This is a genomic window from Myxococcales bacterium, assembly GCA_016712525.1.
Classification (GTDB): Bacteria; Myxococcota_A; Polyangia; order Polyangiales; family Polyangiaceae; genus JAAFHV01.
This window is the reverse complement of record JADJQX010000008.1, coordinates 851,904-867,286: the sequence shown is the minus strand read 5'-3', so window position 1 is coordinate 867,286 and position 15,383 is coordinate 851,904. Positions and strand designations below refer to the sequence as shown.

The 15,383-nt window shown below is 66.7% G+C and carries 23 protein-coding genes and 1 pseudogene; 21 read left to right on the top strand and 3 right to left on the bottom strand.

The window, feature by feature from the left end; translation table 11 throughout:
• Positions 1-124: 124 nt before the first annotated feature.
• The 3 genes from IPK71_33265 to IPK71_33255 form a co-directional block, all read right to left on the bottom strand.
• Positions 125-2,467 carry a hypothetical protein gene (locus IPK71_33265; GenBank protein MBK8218627.1) on the bottom strand — a complete coding sequence of 781 codons (2,343 nt, stop codon included), beginning with the start codon at positions 2,465-2,467 and terminating at the stop codon, positions 125-127.
• A gap of 81 nt (positions 2,468-2,548) precedes the next feature.
• Complete coding sequence (locus IPK71_33260; protein ID MBK8218626.1) at positions 2,549-3,004, bottom strand: hypothetical protein; 456 nt, start codon at positions 3,002-3,004, stop codon at positions 2,549-2,551.
• Between the two features lie 142 nt (positions 3,005-3,146).
• Positions 3,147-4,667, bottom strand: a complete 1,521-nt coding sequence (locus IPK71_33255; protein ID MBK8218625.1) for an acyl-CoA carboxylase subunit beta — start codon at positions 4,665-4,667, stop codon at positions 3,147-3,149.
• A gap of 654 nt (positions 4,668-5,321) precedes the next feature.
• Here IPK71_33255 and rplV point away from each other — a divergent pair.
• The 21 genes and pseudogenes from rplV (at position 5,322) to rpsK (ending at position 15,333) form a co-directional block, all read left to right on the top strand.
• Positions 5,322-5,666, top strand: coding sequence for a 50S ribosomal protein L22 (gene rplV / locus IPK71_33250; GenBank protein ID MBK8218624.1), 345 nt, complete (start codon positions 5,322-5,324; stop codon positions 5,664-5,666).
• 44 nt (positions 5,667-5,710) lie between these two features.
• On the top strand, positions 5,711-6,409 hold the full coding sequence (gene rpsC, locus IPK71_33245; GenBank protein ID MBK8218623.1) for a 30S ribosomal protein S3: 699 nt from the start codon (positions 5,711-5,713) through the stop codon (positions 6,407-6,409).
• Between the two features lie 30 nt (positions 6,410-6,439).
• Positions 6,440-6,856, top strand: a complete 417-nt coding sequence (gene rplP, locus IPK71_33240; protein ID MBK8218622.1) for a 50S ribosomal protein L16 — start codon at positions 6,440-6,442, stop codon at positions 6,854-6,856.
• Positions 6,853-7,050, top strand: a complete 198-nt coding sequence (gene rpmC / locus IPK71_33235) for a 50S ribosomal protein L29 (GenBank protein ID MBK8218621.1) — start codon at positions 6,853-6,855, stop codon at positions 7,048-7,050. The genes rplP and rpmC overlap by 4 nt, the downstream gene beginning before the upstream one ends.
• Positions 7,051-7,052: 2 nt before the next feature.
• A complete protein-coding gene (gene rpsQ / locus IPK71_33230; protein ID MBK8218620.1) occupies positions 7,053-7,349 on the top strand; it encodes a 30S ribosomal protein S17 in 297 nt (98 codons plus the stop codon).
• A gap of 37 nt (positions 7,350-7,386) precedes the next feature.
• A complete protein-coding gene (gene rplN / locus IPK71_33225) occupies positions 7,387-7,755 on the top strand; it encodes a 50S ribosomal protein L14 (protein MBK8218619.1) in 369 nt (122 codons plus the stop codon).
• Positions 7,755-8,102, top strand: a complete 348-nt coding sequence (gene rplX / locus IPK71_33220; GenBank protein MBK8218618.1) for a 50S ribosomal protein L24 — start codon at positions 7,755-7,757, stop codon at positions 8,100-8,102. Before rplN ends, rplX begins: the two co-directional genes overlap by 1 nt.
• Before the next feature lie 6 nt (positions 8,103-8,108).
• Complete coding sequence (gene rplE / locus IPK71_33215; GenBank protein MBK8218617.1) at positions 8,109-8,741, top strand: 50S ribosomal protein L5; 633 nt, start codon at positions 8,109-8,111, stop codon at positions 8,739-8,741.
• 66 nt (positions 8,742-8,807) lie between these two features.
• The gene (locus tag IPK71_33210; GenBank protein ID MBK8218616.1) at positions 8,808-8,993 is read left to right on the top strand and encodes a type Z 30S ribosomal protein S14; all 186 of its coding nucleotides are present in this window, start codon (positions 8,808-8,810) and stop codon (positions 8,991-8,993) included.
• Positions 8,994-8,997: 4 nt separating this feature from the next.
• Positions 8,998-9,393 (top strand): 30S ribosomal protein S8, encoded by a 396-nt coding sequence (gene rpsH / locus IPK71_33205; GenBank protein ID MBK8218615.1) that lies wholly within the window; start codon positions 8,998-9,000, stop codon positions 9,391-9,393.
• A gap of 4 nt (positions 9,394-9,397) precedes the next feature.
• Positions 9,398-9,992, top strand: a pseudogene (gene rplF / locus IPK71_33200) (50S ribosomal protein L6).
• A 166-nt stretch (positions 9,993-10,158) separates the two neighbouring features.
• A complete protein-coding gene (locus tag IPK71_33195; protein MBK8218614.1) occupies positions 10,159-10,518 on the top strand; it encodes a 50S ribosomal protein L18 in 360 nt (119 codons plus the stop codon).
• Positions 10,519-10,568: 50 nt separating this feature from the next.
• A complete protein-coding gene (gene rpsE, locus IPK71_33190; protein MBK8218613.1) occupies positions 10,569-11,114 on the top strand; it encodes a 30S ribosomal protein S5 in 546 nt (181 codons plus the stop codon).
• Positions 11,111-11,299, top strand: a complete 189-nt coding sequence (rpmD, locus tag IPK71_33185) for a 50S ribosomal protein L30 (GenBank protein ID MBK8218612.1) — start codon at positions 11,111-11,113, stop codon at positions 11,297-11,299. Before rpsE ends, rpmD begins: the two co-directional genes overlap by 4 nt.
• Positions 11,292-11,756 carry a 50S ribosomal protein L15 gene (gene rplO / locus IPK71_33180; GenBank protein ID MBK8218611.1) on the top strand — a complete coding sequence of 155 codons (465 nt, stop codon included), beginning with the start codon at positions 11,292-11,294 and terminating at the stop codon, positions 11,754-11,756. The genes rpmD and rplO overlap by 8 nt, the downstream gene beginning before the upstream one ends.
• On the top strand, positions 11,756-13,090 hold the full coding sequence (gene secY, locus IPK71_33175; GenBank protein MBK8218610.1) for a preprotein translocase subunit SecY: 1,335 nt from the start codon (positions 11,756-11,758) through the stop codon (positions 13,088-13,090). The genes rplO and secY overlap by 1 nt, the downstream gene beginning before the upstream one ends.
• Positions 13,087-13,719 (top strand): adenylate kinase, encoded by a 633-nt coding sequence (locus tag IPK71_33170; protein ID MBK8218609.1) that lies wholly within the window; start codon positions 13,087-13,089, stop codon positions 13,717-13,719. The genes secY and IPK71_33170 overlap by 4 nt, the downstream gene beginning before the upstream one ends.
• 33 nt (positions 13,720-13,752) lie before the next feature.
• Positions 13,753-14,001, top strand: coding sequence for a translation initiation factor IF-1 (gene infA, locus IPK71_33165; protein ID MBK8218608.1), 249 nt, complete (start codon positions 13,753-13,755; stop codon positions 13,999-14,001).
• Positions 14,002-14,069: 68 nt separating this feature from the next.
• A complete protein-coding gene (gene rpmJ / locus IPK71_33160) occupies positions 14,070-14,183 on the top strand; it encodes a 50S ribosomal protein L36 (GenBank protein MBK8218607.1) in 114 nt (37 codons plus the stop codon).
• Between the two features lie 261 nt (positions 14,184-14,444).
• Positions 14,445-14,828, top strand: coding sequence for a 30S ribosomal protein S13 (gene rpsM, locus IPK71_33155; protein MBK8218606.1), 384 nt, complete (start codon positions 14,445-14,447; stop codon positions 14,826-14,828).
• Positions 14,829-14,922: 94 nt separating this feature from the next.
• A complete protein-coding gene (gene rpsK / locus IPK71_33150; GenBank protein MBK8218605.1) occupies positions 14,923-15,333 on the top strand; it encodes a 30S ribosomal protein S11 in 411 nt (136 codons plus the stop codon).
• Positions 15,334-15,383 lie beyond the last annotated feature (50 nt).

Here is a 15,383-nt window from a genome sequence, read left to right as displayed (position 1 = left end):
CCGAGAGGGCCTCTGTCTCGACTCTAGCGCGCGCCTCGAGGAGACCGTGCCGGCAGGGACGACCCACGTGCCGCGCTCGATGAAGGTGCAGAATGTGTGTTGATATCTAATGGTTGGGAGAGCCTTAGGGTGGCGAAAGGAGGCTCAAGAAGTGGACGAGCAGCGCGTCCTGGCGGCGCGCGAGGTACGGGTCGAGGCGCACCCGGACGGCGTCGAGCTCGCGCACGGTGGCCTCGTCGCCGGTCGCGTGCGCGGCGTCGAGGCGTGAGCCGAGGCTGTTCATGAGGGGATAGAGACCACACGTCGAGCAGGGCGCGGGGTACTCATACCGAACCCACGACGCGAGGGCCGCGCGCCCGCTCGGGATGTGCCACGCCACCACGTCCACCACGCCCCGTCCGTCGCCCTCGCCTGCCCGAAGGGCGTCTACGAGAACGGTCCCGTCTCCCGTGTAGGCGGCGTTCCAGAGCTTGGCGTTGAGCTCGCGGTCGTCGCGTTCGGCCAGCTCACGTTGCTCGCTCGGGTCGTAGGCCCCCATGACGTGCGCGAGGGTCGAGAACCTTGCGGCCATTCCGGAAGGCTGCAAACGGAGCGCGTCCCGAGCTCGACCGCTTCGAAGCAGAACCGCGGCCCGTGTGCTCCGAATCAGGTCGAGGCCGTCGCGCGGATCGTGAGGGAAGTGTGGATCCTGGGGCGGGTCGAGCGAAGCGCGGCGGCGCTCTTCCAGCTCTGCACGTCTTGCAAGGGGCGCGAAGGCGCGGCCCGCCACGTCGAGGATGGTCAGTGCGCCCTCGACGTCACCGAGGAAGGTGCGCGTGGCGGCGTACAAGGAGGCGGCCAACGCCATGTCCGCGCCCAGCCAACCGTGACTCGATACCTCCGAGAGTGTGTGCTGGAAGGCCTGGAGCGCGAGCGCCTGCGGAAGGTAGAAGGCGATCGCTTTCGGATCGGTGATCATGCCCGGCCCGAAGGCGTCGCTCGCGTCCCAGCAGCCCAAGATGTCGCTCGCAGGGAAGGTGCAACTGCCGAACCTGCCAGGGGTGAGTGGCTCGAGGTACCTCCGAACGCGGGGGTCCGAGCGGAGCTCCGACAGCGTGTCGTCGCCGGATGCGCCCTCGGTCCCATCGCGGAGATCGAGCATGAGCAGCGTGCAGGGGACCCGCGTCGCTCCCTCGCGCGCGTGGCGTTCGAGCGCGCCCGTGTCGTGGCTGCCTCCGGCGCGGTGGTCGATCGCGTCGACGATGCACTGGAGCTCGTCTTGCGAGCCCTTGGGGCCGTCCCAGTTGGCGAGCAGCGCGTGCGCACCCGTCGCTGCGCGCTCGAAATCGTCGGTGAGAACGTACGCTGTCACCTCGGAGATCGTGATGGGGAGCTTGGGATCACGCGCGCGGGCGCTCGCGAAGGCACGGGCCGACTCGGAGATCTCTCCGTTCACGAAGCGCGCGCGCGCCACACGAAAGGGATCTCCGTAGTGCGCTGCGATCTTTGCGGCCTCGTCGGGTCGGTTCGCGCGCGCGTAGTCGTCCGAGGCCATGCCGTAGAAGCCTCGGAGGGTGTCGAGAGAGGCTTGGTCCCTCAAGGTCGCATCGCTCGGGGAAGCGGAGAGGCTCGTCTGGGCGCGCAGCGCGGCGAGGGCTTCGAACCTTCGGAGCGGGGTCGCGGCGGCGATCGTCGCGACCCCCGGGCTCGACGGCGCCGAGTGCATCGCGAGCTCCCCGACGGCGGCGAGGGCGACGAACGCGAGGGCCGGGAAGGCGAGCACGCGCCCTACGACCTCGGGCCGCGATTGTTCGAGCGGCGACGGGGCGCCTTCGAACGCGACGGGGACGATGCCGGGGTGGTTGCCCTCCTCGCTCGGGCTCAACGTGTACGCGGACGCGGCGACCCGGTAGGACTCGGCGCCCGTCTCGCTCGGGGTGTGCCGGAGGATTCCTTGAGCTCTGACGAGGTCGCCCGTGTGGAGCGTGCGCAGCGCGAGCCCGTCCCGGGTCTTGCCTTCGAGCTGGCTCGCGAGGTCCTCGAGGGCGCGGTGCGCTCGTCGTCGCGCGAGGCCTCGGCCGGACTCGCGTGAGCCCACGAGGATTTGCACGTCCCCGTGGAGCGCGACGTGCGCGCCGCCCACCTCCAAGACGAGCGGCTCACCGGCCGCCGTGGCGGTATGGGCGCTCTTCGAGCCCTCTTCGGCGAACGCCATCGCCGCCGGGACGAGGGTCGCGGCGGCGAGCTTCTTCTCGGGTGAGCCCGATGCTTTGACTACCTTTCCCGACACCACGACGAGCTTCTCGGGCGACGGAGGCGCCAGGCTCGACGTCCCCCCGCCGAGGCCCGCACGGATCGCCGCGGCCCTCCGGCGCCGGGCGCGCCGCGGAAGCAGCCACGCGGCCACGATCCCCGCGACGCAGGCGAGCGCCACGACCGATTCCCACAGGAGCTTTCCGTGCACGACGAGCGGCGAGAGCGAGCTCACGGGCCGCATGGACGGGAGGTCGCGCCCTTTTGTTCCCGCGGATGCCGGACGGCTCTGCCGACAGGCCCGACGATGCGGTCCTCAGCGCTCCCAGGAGAACGACCACGGGCGGTACACGCGGGTCACGGCGCGCTTCGTGAGCTCGTCGACCACGTCCTTCGGCAGATCCCCGAGGCCGATACGCTTCGCCACGCGGCCCTCGCGGCCGTCCTCGTAGCGCACGACTACGGCGAGCTCGGCGTCGGTCTCGTGGGAGAGCTTGGTGAACTCGAGCTCCACGTCCTTCACGTCGTGCGAGATCGCGGAGACCACGTCCGGGTCGGGCTCCCCGGCGAGGGTGCCCACGAGCTTGCGACGAATCGCCTCCGTGTCGAGCCCCTTCACCTTGCGAAGCTCGAGGGCGAGCGCCTCGGCCACGAACGTGTCGACCGGCGTCGACGTCGGCGCGCTCGGCTTGGTGCGGGGGACGGGCGCGCCCTTGAACCTGAGCCACACGAAGAGGAGCACCAGCACGACGACGAGCGCGACAGGAATCATGGCGGAGAGCGTAGCGCGGGGGGCAGGGTAGGGCGAGCCACGCGCCGTCGACGCGGAACATCCGCGCAAAAAAGGACGCGGCGGGCGCCTTCTTGGGCTGCCTCGCCGCGTCGGTTCGTACCGGGGCGCGTGGTGTCGGTCGTCAGACCGGCGGGACCATGTGCTTCTTCGCGAGCCGGAGCTCCTCCTTGCCCTCGGCGCGCTCGAACCTGCGCGAGATCTCGGCGCGGAGCCGGTCTCCCGGCACGACGGCGTCGATGACGAGGTCGCTCGCGAGCTTCATGAGGTCGATGTCGGCGCGGTACTCGGCCTGCTTCTCGGCCACGAATTTGTCGCGCTCGGGACCCGCGGGGATCTCCTGGATCTTGTTGTAATAAACGGCGTTCACGGCCGGGGCCGGGCCCATCACGGCGATCGACGCGCCGGGGAGGGCGATCGTCGCCTCGGGCTCGAAGGCCGGGCCGCACATGGCGTAGAGTCCGGCGCCGTACGCCTTGCGCACGACCACGCAGAGCTTCGGTACGGTGGCCTCGCTGACGGCCGCGATCATCTTCGCGCCCGCGCGGATGATGCCTTGCCGCTCGACCTTCGTGCCGATCATGAACCCGGGCACGTCGGCCAGGTAGAGCAGCGGCACGTTGAAGGCGTCGCAGAGCCAGATGAAGCGGGCGGCCTTGTCGGCCGAGTCGACGAGCAACATCCCCCCGAGCCATTTCGGCTGGTTCGCGACGATGCCGACCACGCGCCCCTCGATGCGAGCGAAGCCCGTGACGAGCTCGCGAGCGAAGAGCTTCTTGATCTCGAGGAAGCTGCCTTCGTCCACGATGGACTCGATCACGTGCACGATGTCGAAGGACTTTCCTTCTTCCTTCGGCACGATCTCCTCGATCGGCTTGCCCGCCTTCGCCGCCTTCGAGGCGACCATCTCGGGCTCGTCGTCGCAGCTCTGCGGGAGGTACGACAGGTACCGCTTGCAGAAGTCGATCGCCTCTTCCTCCGTCTTCACGAGCACATCGCCGCAGCCCGACACCGAGCAGTGCATCTTCGCGCCGCCGAGGTCCTCGAGTGAGACCTTCTCGCCGATGACCATCTCGGCCATGCGGGGGCTCCCGAGGTACATGCTCGCGTTCCCCTCGACCATCACGACGAGGTCGCAGAACGCAGGAATATAGGCCCCGCCGGCCGCGCTCGGCCCGAAGAGAAGGCACACCTGCGGCACGGCGCCGCTCATGTTCACCTGGTTGAAGAAGATGCGCCCCGCGCCGCGTTTGCCAGGGAACATCTCGATCTGATCGGTGATGCGCGCGCCGGCCGAGTCGACGAGGTAGAGCATCGGGACACGCAGCTTCGCGGCCGTCTCTTGGATGCGGAGGATCTTCTCGACGGTGCGCTTCCCCCACGAGCCCGCCTTCACGGTCGAGTCGTTCGCCATCAGGGCGACGGGACGGCCGTCGATCGTCGCGGTGCCGCAGATGACGCCGTCCGCAGGGAGCTCGGCGTCGACGACGTTGGCGAGGGCCCCGTCCTCCTGGAACGAGCCGGCATCGACGAGCTTCGTGATGCGCTCGCGCGCGAAGAGCTTCCCGGTCTCCGCGTTCTTCTGGTGGTACTTGGGCGCCCCGCCTCGGGTCACGCGATCGAGGGTGTCGTGGATGTCGGCCATGCGCGGCCTTCTAACGCCGTTCCACGCGCCCTTCCATCGCCGTTGCGTCTCCGACGAACCGCGTCAAAACCTCGCCCGCGTCACGCCTGCATCCGCAGGCTTTTTCACCACTTTCGCAATGCGCGCTGCAAAAATGAAAAATGGGTGCCCCAAAACGACGGGTAACTGTCTGAAAGTACGTACCCAGCGCCTGGCACGCCGGTCGCAATAGGCGTAACCGGCGCTACGTTGACCTGGCCGTCCCCCCCCCCAGCCGGTTGACGTGGCGCCGATTCTATTTTCCCGGATGGGCGACCCCGAGCGAAAGCTCGCGTGGGCTCGAACGGGAAAGCCGAGGCGCCCTAAGGCACCCGCCGAGCCCGCTTCGCCTTCCTCGAGGAGGCGACGGGAGTCGTGGCGCCTTCGCGTACCGCGGGCGACCCTCGCGCCGCCCGCGGCGGGGCCATGGACGCCATGGAAAGGCCATCCCGGCAGAAAAGCGGCGCCAAAGGATCGTTTCTGCTTGCGAAGATGGACGTTCTGCGTAGAGTGCGCGCTCCCGTCTCCCGGAAGGGTACGGGAAGTCCTCTCTCTCTGATTGGGCAGCCGTAACGGCCCACGCGATCGAAGAAATCGTTCTCGAGCGTGGGTACGACGGGGCCAGAAGGTTCTCAAATGGTCAGCAAGGCGATTGCCCGCTTCGCGCGGTTGAGCCCGCGAAAGGCCCGGGTCGTGGTGGATCTCGTTCGCGGCCGTCAGGCCGGAGAAGCTCTCCAGCTCCTCGAGTTCACGGCGAAATCAGGCGCTCCGGTCCTCAAGAAGATCATCGAGAGTGCCGTGGCGAACGCCCGCACCCAGAGCCCCGGGGTCGATCTCGACGCGTTGTTCGTCGAGACGGCGTTCGTCGACAAGGCTCCCAACAAGCACATGCGCCGCTGGCGCCCCCGCGCCCAGGGTCGTGCGACCCGCGTTCAAAAGGGCATGAGCCACATCACCGTGGAGCTCGGCGTCCGCGACTGAGCGGCCCTGAGGCTTTTCTAAGAAGACCAAGAGCGAGCAAGAACATGGGTCAGAAAGTTCATCCGTACGGCTTCCGCCTCGGCGTCATCAAGACCTGGAACTCCAAGTGGTTCGAGGACAAGGCGTACGCGAAGTGGCTCCACGAGGACATCCGCATCAAGCGGGCCGTCAAAGAGTACCTCATGAACGCGAACATCGCGGGCATCGAGGTCGAGCGCGCCGCGAACAAGGCGAAGGTCATCGTCTTCACCGCGCGCCCCGGCATGGTCATCGGTAAGGGCGGCAAGGGCATCGAGACCCTCAAGACCGGCAACGTGGGCACCGCCGCCAAGGGCGAGACCGTGTTCCCCGGCGTCCAGTCCTTCACGGACAACGAAGTCTTCATCGACGTCCAAGAGATCCGGAAGATGGAGACGTCGGCCCAGCTCGTGGCCGAGAACGTCGCCACCCAGCTCGAGCGCCGCGTCGCGTTCCGCCGCGCCATGAAGAAGGCCCTCTCGACCGCCATGAAGTTCGGCGCCAAGGGCATCCGTATCCGCTGCTCGGGTCGCCTCGGCGGCAGTGAGATGAGCCGCGTGGAGACGTACCGCGAAGGCCGCGTCCCGCTCCACACCCTCCGCGCGGACATCGAGTTCGGCACGGCCGAAGCCAAGACCAAGTACGGCATCATCGGCGTCAAGTGCTGGATCTTCAAGGGCGAGGTCCTCCCCCGCCGTGTTCGCCGCCCCATCACGGGCGTCTGAGCGAACCTCCCGGAATCTTAGGAGAAAACGATGCTTTCCCCCAAGCGCACCAAGTTCCGCAAGATGATGAAGGGCTCGAACAAGGGCATTGCCGCGCGCGGCAGTGACGTCTCGTTCGGGGACTTCGGCATGCAGGCGACCGAGCCCGGCCGCCTCACGGCTCGTCAGATCGAAGCCGCTCGTATGGCGATCACCCGCCACGTGAAGCGCGCCGGCAAGCTCTGGATCCGCATCTTCCCCCACCGCCCGGTCACCAAGAAGCCCTTGGAAGTCCGCATGGGTGGAGGCAAAGGCGGCGTGGAAGAGTGGGCTGCCGACATCCAGCCCGGTCGCGTCATGTACGAGATCTCGGGCATCGACGAGAGCGTCGCGCGTGAGGCCTTCCGCCTCGCCGGCCACAAGCTCCCCCTCGGCTACAAGTTCCTCGTTCGTGGAGTGATTCAATGAAGGCCAAGGATCTGCGTGAGCGCACCGCGGAAGAGCTCGCCGAGCTCGAGAAGACCCTCACCCGTGAGCGTTTTCAGAACCGCTTCAAGAACTTCACGAACCGCCTCGACAACACCGCGGCCCTCAAGCAGGCCCGCCGTGACATCGCGCGCGTGAAGACCGTGATGACCGAGAAGAAGAGCGAGGCGAAGTAGTCATGTCCGACCAAACCAACACCCCCGCCCAGACGAACGAAGCCCACGGCTTCCGCCGCAAGATGGTCGGCAAGGTCATCAAGGACAAGATGAACAAGACCGTCGTGGTCGAGACCGTCTCGGCTCGCCGCGATGCGCTCTACGGAAAGTACGTCCGTACGCGCGCCCGCTACAAGGCGCACGACGAGAAGAACGAGTACAAGGTCGGCGACGAGGTCGAGATCCAGGAGCACCGCCCCATCTCGAAGGACAAGCGCTTCACCGTGGTCCGCCTCGTCAAGAAGTTCGTCGAGGAATGAGCGGAAGCTCCTCCGAAGAAGGCAATAGGAAACAGCCATGATTCAGATGCGCTCCAATCTCGACGTCGCGGACAACTCCGGCGCGAAGCGTGTACAATGCATCAAGGTGCTCGGCGGCTCGCGTCGTCGTTACGCCAGCATCGGTGACGTGATCGTCGTCTCCATCCAGGAGGCGGTCGCCGGCGCGAAGGTGAAGAAGGGTGACACGGCCAAGGCCGTCGTCGTCCGCACCCGCCGCGAGCAGTCGCGCCCCGACGGCAGCTACATCAAGTTCGACGAGAACTCGGCCGTCCTCATCAACGCCCAGCTCGAGCCGATCGGCACCCGTATCTTCGGGCCGGTGGCGCGCGAGCTCCGCGGCAAGAAGTTCATGAAAATCATCTCTCTCGCGCCCGAGGTTCTGTGATGGCCGCGCGTCTTCGTAAGGGCGACACCGTCGTCGTCATCAGTGGCAAGGACAAGGGCAAGCAGGGCAAGGTCGCTCGCATCCTCGAGGAGGACGGCAAGGTCGTCGTCGAGGGGATCAACATGATCAAGCGCCACACGCGCCCGAACCCCAAGAACCAGCAGGGCGGCATCGTCGAGCGCGAGGCTCCCATGTTCGCCTCGAAGGTGATGCCCGTCGACCCGGAGACGGGCAAGGGCACCCGCGTTCGCGCGGGCAAGGACGAAAAGGGTGCAAAGACCCGCGTCGCCGTGAAGAGCGGCAAGACCATCCCGACGCCCGCGAAGGCGGAAGCGAAGGCGGAGTAATAAGTCATGGCCGACGAGAAGAAGCAGAAGAAGGGCAAGCCCGAGGGCGAGAAGAAAGCCCCCGCCGCCAAGGTCGTCTCCACGGCCGAGGCCGTCGCTCCGCGCTTCATCAAGAAGTACTCGGACGAGGTCGTTCCCGCGCTCAAGAAGCAGTTCGGGTACAAGAACCCGATGCAGGTGCCCAAGCTTCAGAAGATCGTTCTGAACATGGGCCTCGGCGCCGCCGTGACCAACCCGAAGATCATCGACGCCGCCGTCGAGGAGCTTCGCGCCATCGCCGGCCAGAAGCCGGTCGTCACGCGCTCGAAGAAGGCGATCGCGAGCTTCAAGCTCCGCGCGAACCTCCCCATCGGCGCGATGGTGACCCTCCGCAAGAACCACATGTGGGAGTTCTTGGACCGCCTCGTCACGCTCGCGCTCCCGCGCACCCGTGACTTCCGCGGCGTCTCCCGTCGCGCCTTCGACGGCAAGGGGAACTACACCCTCGGCCTCAAGGAGCAAATCATCTTCCCCGAGATCAACTACGACCGTATCGACGTCATCAAGGGGCTGAACATCAGCTTCGTGACGACGGCCAAGACGGACGAAGAGGGGCGCGCTCTCCTCCAGCACCTCGGAATGCCGTTCCGCCAGGCGTGAGCTGGGCGAAGGCACTTTAAACAAGCTTTAAGATTCTCACCGAAGTAGCGAGACACAGAGGAACAGATGGCGCGTGCATCTCAGTTTGCGAAGCTCAATCGCCCCCCGAAGTTCGAGGTGCGGCACCGTAACCGTTGCAAGGTCTGCGGCCGCGCTCGCGGTTACTACCGCAAATTCGAGCTCTGCAGGGTCTGCCTTCGCATGTTCTCCCTCCGCGGTGAAATCCCCGGCGTGATCAAGGCGAGCTGGTGAAGCCATGATGACCGATCCCATTTCCGACATGCTGACGCGTATCCGCAACGCGGGCCTTGCCCGCCACGACCGCGCGGAGATGCCCCACTCGAACCTCAAAGAGCACGTGGCGCACGTGCTCAAGCGCGAGGGTTTCCTCGACGACGTGCGCACCTCGGAGGGCGAAGGCCCGAAGAAGCTCGTGCTCGTCCTCCGCTACGGCAAGGGCCGCGAGAGCGCGATCGACGGTATCCGTCGCGTCTCGACGCCCGGCCGCCGCGTCTACGTGCGCTTCGACCGCATTCCGCGGGTCCGCTCGGGGATGGGCATCTCCATCCTCTCGACGAGCCGCGGAGTCATGACCGACAAGGATGCACGGACTCAGCGCGTCGGCGGTGAGCTCCTTTGCGAGGTTTGGTGATCCCATGACGACTCCCGCAACGCAGACGGAAGAGAAGATCCGTCAGTCCCGCGTGGGCAAGCGCCCGGTGACGATCCCCAAGGGCGTCACCCTCTCGATCGCGAACGGCAAAATGTCGGTCAAGGGGCCGAAGGGCGAGCTCTCGCGCGCCATCACCCCGAACGTCGACATCACCGTCGACGGCCCGAGCGTCACCGTCAAGCCGACCGTCTCCGGTCGCGACGGCGCCCGCTTCCAAGGCCTCGCCCGCGCGCTCCTCCAGAGCATGGTCACGGGCTGCGCCGAAGGCTACACGAAGGTCCTCGAGCTCCAGGGCACCGGCTACCGCGCCGAGCTCAAGGGCGCGATCCTGAACCTCTCGCTCGGCCTCTCGCACCCCGTCAACTTCCCCGTGCCCCAGGGCATCAAGGTGACCATCCCCGGCGACAGCAAGGGAACGGTCATCCAGCTCGAAGGCGCCGACAAAGAGGTCATGGGCCAGACGGCCGCCACCATCCGTGGCTTCCGCCCCCCCAGCCCCTACGGCCGGCAAGGGCGTCCGCTACCGCGGCGAGAAGGTCCGCGAAAAGGCGGGCAAGGCCGGCGGCAAGGGCAAGTAAGGCTCACGAGCCGGTTGCGCTCCGGGCGGCGTAGGGGTAGTGACTCCGCGCCGCTCGAGGGCCCCGGCTCTCCCTCTCCGAGCCTCACCCTCCGAGGCTCATCCAACGTAGCGAGAACCTCGGGGAACGCCGTGCGTCCCCGGGAAGCGCAAAAGGAATCATCGTCATGGCCATGCAAGTTGTCGGTCGGGAGCGCCGCAAGCTCCGTATTCGTCGCAAGATCAGCGGAACCGCGGAGCGCCCGCGTGTCACCGTCTTCCGCAGCCTGAAGCACATCTACGCCCAGGCGATCGACGACGTCACGGGCAAGACGCTCGCGCACACCTCGACCCTCGCGGGCGACGTGAAGTCCGCGATCGCCGAGTCCGACAAGACCGACGCCGCGAAGAAGGTGGGGGCCGCGCTCGCGAAGGCGCTCCTCGCGCAGGGTGTCTCCCAGGTCGTGTTCGACCGCAACGGCTACCTCTACCACGGTCGCGTCTCGGCTCTCGCCGAGGGCGCGCGCGAGGCTGGCCTCAAATTCTGATGGATTTCGGGCCTTTACAGGGCCCACTACTCGAGAAGCGAGATTCGGACATGGCATTCGATCAGGTCGACGAGGAGAAGCTCAAGGAGCGCATCATCCACATCAACCGCGTCGCCAAGGTGGTGAAGGGCGGCAGGCGGTTCTCGTTTGCGGCGCTCATCGTCGTGGGCGACGAATCGGGACACGTGGGTGTCGGCCTCGGCAAGGCGAACGAGGTCCCCGAGGCGATTCGCAAGGGGAACGATCAGGCGCGCAAGAACCTCTTCAAGGTTCCGCTCGCCGGCACGACCGTGCCGCACGAGGTGCTCGGTCACTTCGGCGCCGGCCGCGTGTTCCTCCGCCCGGCCTCGGCCGGAACGGGCGTCATCGCCGGCGGTGCGGTTCGCGCCGTCGTCGAGAGCGCGGGTATCCACGACATCCTCACCAAGTGCCTCGGCAGCGCGAACCCCCACAACGTGGTCCGCGCCACCGTGAACGCGCTCCGCCAGCTCCGCAGCGTCGACCAGATCGCGCAGAAGCGTGGCAAGCAGGTCGAAGACATCGTCTCGAGCGATGCGAAGAAGGGCGGCAAGAAGGCCGCGGAGGCGACGCCGTGAAGAAGCTCCTCGTCACCCAGAAAAAGAGCCTCATCGGGCGTCAGCACGCCCACCATGAAGTCGTGAAGGGCCTCGGTCTCCGTGGCCCGGGTACCACGGTCGAGGTCGCCAACACGCCCTCGTTCCGCGGCGCCATCAAGAAGGTCCTGCACCTCGTGACGGTCGAGGAGGTGGAACGTGGCTGATACTCTCTCCAAGCTCGTCAAGCCCGCGGGCGCGACGCAAGTCAAGCTCCGCAAGGGGCGTGGTCCCGGCTCCGGTCTCGGCAAGACGGCCGGCCGCGGTCAAAAGGGCCAGTACGCCCGCACGGGCGGCTTCAAGCCCTACTTCGAGGGCGGCCAGACGCCCCTCCAGCGCCGCCTCCCGAAGCGCGGCTTCACGAACCCCTTCCCGACGAAGGTCTGCGCGATCAACGTGGGCGACCTCGACGTCTTCGCCGCCGGCGCCAACGTCGACGAGAAGGCTCTTCGTGACCGCGGCCTCGTGAAGGGCCAGTTCGACGGCATCAAGATCCTCGGCGACGGCGACATCACCAAGGCGATCGTCGTCACGGCGCACGCCTTCTCGAAGTCGGCGCAGGAAAAGATCCAGAAGGCCGGCGGGAAGACCCTCCTCGTCAGCGCGGCCAAGGCCGGCGAGTAATGTCGTTCCTCCCGGGTCTCGCGAACATCGGCAAGGTACCGGAGCTCCGGAAGCGTGTGATCTACACGCTTCTGATGCTCGCGGTGTACCGCGTCGGCGTCTTCGTGACGATCCCCGGCGTGGACCGAAACGCCATGCGGGCTCTCGTGAGCAAGCAAGGCGGCCTCCTTGGCTTCGTGAACATGTTCAGCGGTGGGGCGCTCGGAAACTTGAGCGTGTTCGCGCTCGGCATCATGCCGTACGTGAGCGCGAGCATCGTCTTCCAGCTCCTCACCATGGTCTACAAGCCGCTCGACGAGCTCCGCAAAGAGGGCGAGCAGGGCACGCGGAAGATCAACCAGTACACGCGCTACGCGACGCTCCTCCTCTCGTTCGTGCAGTCGTTCGGCATCGCGATGACCCTCGAGGGCGCCGCGAACAACGACCTCGACACCTCGGGCGGCGTCGTCGCGCACGCGGGCTGGGGCTTCCGCCTGATGACCATGCTCACCCTGACGACGGGCACGCTCTTCATCATGTGGGTGGGCGAGCAGATCACCGAGCGGGGCATCGGCAACGGCACGTCGCTCATCATCTTCGCGGGCATCGTCACCGACATCCCCGGGGGTGTGCTCTCCTACTTCGAGACGCACAAGGGCTCCATCCAGCCCCTGAACCTCGCGGCCGTGGGCACGATCATCCTCGCGACGGTGGCGACGATCGTCTTCTTCGAGCGCGGGCAGCGTCGCATCCCGATCTACTACGCGCGCCGAAGCGTCGGCCGCCGCGTCTACGGCGGTCAGACCGCCCACCTCCCGCTCCGCGTGAACACCGCGGGCACCATCCCGCCGATCTTCGCGTCGTCGCTCCTCATGCTCCCGGCCACCCTCGCGAACTTCAAGGTTCCGGGCATGGCGGCGCTGCAGGGCTCGCTCGACCGCGGCGGGTGGGAGTTCAACTTCTTCTACATCGCGCTCATCATCTTCTTCTCGTTCTTCTACACGGCGGTCACCTTCCAGGCGGTCGACGTGGCGGACAACCTCAAGAAGCAGCAGGCGTTCATCCCGAGCATCCGCCAAGGTAAGCAGACGGCCGACTACATCGACCATGTGCTTACGCGCATCACGCTCGGTGGCGCGCTGTACATGGCGGTCGTGTGTGTCGTCCCGACCCTCATCACCGAGGCCTTCAAGGTCCCGTTCCGCTTCGGCGGCACGTCGATGATGATCGTCGTGGGCGTGGCCCTCGACACCGTGGCCCAGATCGAAGCGCATCTCATCACGCGCAACTACGAAGGCCTCTCGGGCGGCGGCGGTCGCGCGACGCGCATTCGTGGTCGGAGGGACTTCGGATGAGCGACTCTCTTCGCCTCGTCTTCGTCGGGCCGCCCGGCGCGGGCAAAGGCACCCAGGCCAAGGTCATCTGCGAGAAGTGGGGCATCCCGCAAATCTCCACGGGCGACATGCTTCGCGCCGCCAAGGCTGCGGGCAAGCTCGAGCCCGAGCTCGTCGCCAAGATGGCCGCCGGTGGTCTCGTCCCCGACGAGGTCGTCATCGGCCTCATCGACGAACGCACCAAGGCCGACGACGCCGCGAACGGGTTCCTCCTCGACGGGTTCCCTCGCACCGTCCCTCAGGCGGACGCGCTCGACACCCTCCTCGCCAAGCGGGGCCAGAAGCTCGACCACGTCGTCGCGCTCGAGGTCCCGGCCGAGCTCCTCATCGAGCGCGCCGTTTTGCGCCGGACCGACAAACGGACTGGACAGATCTACCACCTGAAGTATAAGCCTCCGCCCCCGGATGCGGATCTCGAGCATCGGGCCGACGACCAAGAGCACGTGGTCAAGAACCGCGTCTCGACGTACGAGGCCATGACGAGCGAGCTCCTCCCCCACTACGCGAAGAAGGGTCTCCTTCGCCGCGTGGACGGGGTCGGCACCGTGGAAGAAGTAACGGCCCGTGTGCTCGGCGTCCTCGCCAAGTGAAAGCACGACCGGAGGCGCAGGAAGAAATGAGGCATGGGAGTGAGTGAACGACGAGAGCGCAAAGAGCCCAAGGGCGACAAACTGGAGTTCGACGGTGTCGTCCAGGAAGCCCTCCCGAACGCCATGTTTCGGGTGAAGTGCGACAACGGGCTGGTCGTCCTCGCTACCATCAGCGGGCGCATGCGCCAGTACTACATCCGCATCCTCCCTGGCGACCGCGTCACCGTCGAGGTCAGCCCCTACGACCCGAGCCGCGGGCGTATCACGTACCGTCACAAGTAGTTCTCCGGCCCCGGATCCGCGGGGTCTTCCCCCCGATTCGAGCCACGCACGTATTCCGGAGTTAGGTCATGAAGGTCCGTCCGTCCGTCAAGAAGATCTGCGACAAGTGCAAGGTCGTGCGCCGCAAGGGCGTCGTTCGCATCATCTGCGAGAATCCCCGCCACAAACAGCGCCAAGGCTGATTTCGGGACGAATTCCGCTGCTGCGCGGCCCGGGTCGTCGGTCGGTAGGGCTCACCGTACGGAAGTACGGCTCGCCCTACCTCCCTAGCCCCGGCCCGTTCGCGACGCGGATTTCGCCCGAAATGACCCGCGTCGCAAGGGCTCGCGGGTCACGCGTTTGGCCGCTTGGCCCCCGGCCTCGCGGGGGCCGCAAAAAGTATTTTGAGGGTTTCGACCCTCCACAGTTGAAACCTAGTACCAACCGAGTAGAGAGCATCCGTCATGGCTCGTATCGCAGGCGTCGACCTTCCCCGTCACAAGCAAATTGCCTACTCCCTTCCGTACCTCTACGGCATCGGTCGCACCCTCGCGAAGAAGATCTGCGAGCGTGCGGGCATCCCCGAGACCAAGAAGACCGAAGAGCTGACGGACTCGGACATCCGCAAGATCCGCGAGCTCCTCGAGTCGGACTACCGCGTCGAGGGTGACCTCCGCCGCGAGGTCCAGATGAACATCAAGCGCCTGATGGACCTCGGCTGCTACCGTGGCCTCCGTCACCGCCGTGGCCTCCCGGTCAACGGGCAGCGCACGCACACGAACGCCCGCACCCGCAAGGGCCCGCGTAAGGGCATCGTGGCTCGCCAGGGCTCGGCCGGCAAGAAGTGAAACCGGGCGCGTCCACCGCGCGCCTCTCTCGATGATTTAGCGCGTGCGGGGCTCGGCCTCGACGCGGACCACCTCGATACGTTTGGAGTAGATCATGGCCACGGCGAAAACGGCAGCCTCGGGCAAAGGCAAGCAGGTCAAGAAGAAGGTCAAGAAGAACATCGCGACCGGAATCGCGCATATTCAGAGCACCTTCAACAACACCGTGGTCACGATCACGGACGTGAACGGCAACGCCGTCTCGTGGTCGAGCGCCGGGTCGCGCGGCTTCAAGGGCTCGCGTAAGAGCACGCCCTTCGCCGCTCAGCTCGCCGCCGAAGAGGCCGCTCGCAAGGCCATGGATCACGGCATGCGCTCGATCGCGGTGTTCGTGAAGGGCCCCGGCGCGGGCCGCGAGAGCGCCCTCCGCGCCCTCCAGACCGCCGGCTTCAAGGTCACCCTCATCCGCGACGTGACGCCGGTCCCCCACAACGGGTGCCGTCCGCCGAAGCGCCGCCGCGTCTGAGCCCCTTCGGCTCGGCCCACGAGACGCGCCTCACCTTCGGGTCGGGCGCG

Excerpts from the sequence above, each read along its gene's own strand:
- IPK71_33260 (MBK8218626.1), bottom strand. The coding sequence starts at position 3,004 with ATGATTCCTGTCGCGCTCGTCGTCGTGCTGGTGCTCCTCTTCGTGTGG.
- IPK71_33255 (MBK8218625.1), bottom strand. The coding sequence starts at position 4,667 with ATGGCCGACATCCACGACACCCTCGATCGCGTGACCCGAGGCGGGGCG.
- rplV (MBK8218624.1), top strand. The coding sequence starts at position 5,322 with ATGGTCAGCAAGGCGATTGCCCGCTTCGCGCGGTTGAGCCCGCGAAAG.
- rpsC (MBK8218623.1), top strand. The coding sequence starts at position 5,711 with ATGGGTCAGAAAGTTCATCCGTACGGCTTCCGCCTCGGCGTCATCAAG.
- rplP (MBK8218622.1), top strand. The coding sequence starts at position 6,440 with ATGCTTTCCCCCAAGCGCACCAAGTTCCGCAAGATGATGAAGGGCTCG.
- rpmC (MBK8218621.1), top strand. The coding sequence starts at position 6,853 with ATGAAGGCCAAGGATCTGCGTGAGCGCACCGCGGAAGAGCTCGCCGAG.
- rpsQ (MBK8218620.1), top strand. The coding sequence starts at position 7,053 with ATGTCCGACCAAACCAACACCCCCGCCCAGACGAACGAAGCCCACGGC.
- rplN (MBK8218619.1), top strand. The coding sequence starts at position 7,387 with ATGATTCAGATGCGCTCCAATCTCGACGTCGCGGACAACTCCGGCGCG.
- rplX (MBK8218618.1), top strand. The coding sequence starts at position 7,755 with ATGGCCGCGCGTCTTCGTAAGGGCGACACCGTCGTCGTCATCAGTGGC.
- rplE (MBK8218617.1), top strand. The coding sequence starts at position 8,109 with ATGGCCGACGAGAAGAAGCAGAAGAAGGGCAAGCCCGAGGGCGAGAAG.
- IPK71_33210 (MBK8218616.1), top strand. The coding sequence starts at position 8,808 with ATGGCGCGTGCATCTCAGTTTGCGAAGCTCAATCGCCCCCCGAAGTTC.
- rpsH (MBK8218615.1), top strand. The coding sequence starts at position 8,998 with ATGATGACCGATCCCATTTCCGACATGCTGACGCGTATCCGCAACGCG.
- IPK71_33195 (MBK8218614.1), top strand. The coding sequence starts at position 10,159 with ATGGCCATGCAAGTTGTCGGTCGGGAGCGCCGCAAGCTCCGTATTCGT.
- rpsE (MBK8218613.1), top strand. The coding sequence starts at position 10,569 with ATGGCATTCGATCAGGTCGACGAGGAGAAGCTCAAGGAGCGCATCATC.
- secY (MBK8218610.1), top strand. The coding sequence starts at position 11,756 with ATGTCGTTCCTCCCGGGTCTCGCGAACATCGGCAAGGTACCGGAGCTC.
- IPK71_33170 (MBK8218609.1), top strand. The coding sequence starts at position 13,087 with ATGAGCGACTCTCTTCGCCTCGTCTTCGTCGGGCCGCCCGGCGCGGGC.
- infA (MBK8218608.1), top strand. The coding sequence starts at position 13,753 with ATGGGAGTGAGTGAACGACGAGAGCGCAAAGAGCCCAAGGGCGACAAA.
- rpmJ (MBK8218607.1), top strand. The coding sequence starts at position 14,070 with ATGAAGGTCCGTCCGTCCGTCAAGAAGATCTGCGACAAGTGCAAGGTC.
- rpsM (MBK8218606.1), top strand. The coding sequence starts at position 14,445 with ATGGCTCGTATCGCAGGCGTCGACCTTCCCCGTCACAAGCAAATTGCC.
- rpsK (MBK8218605.1), top strand. The coding sequence starts at position 14,923 with ATGGCCACGGCGAAAACGGCAGCCTCGGGCAAAGGCAAGCAGGTCAAG.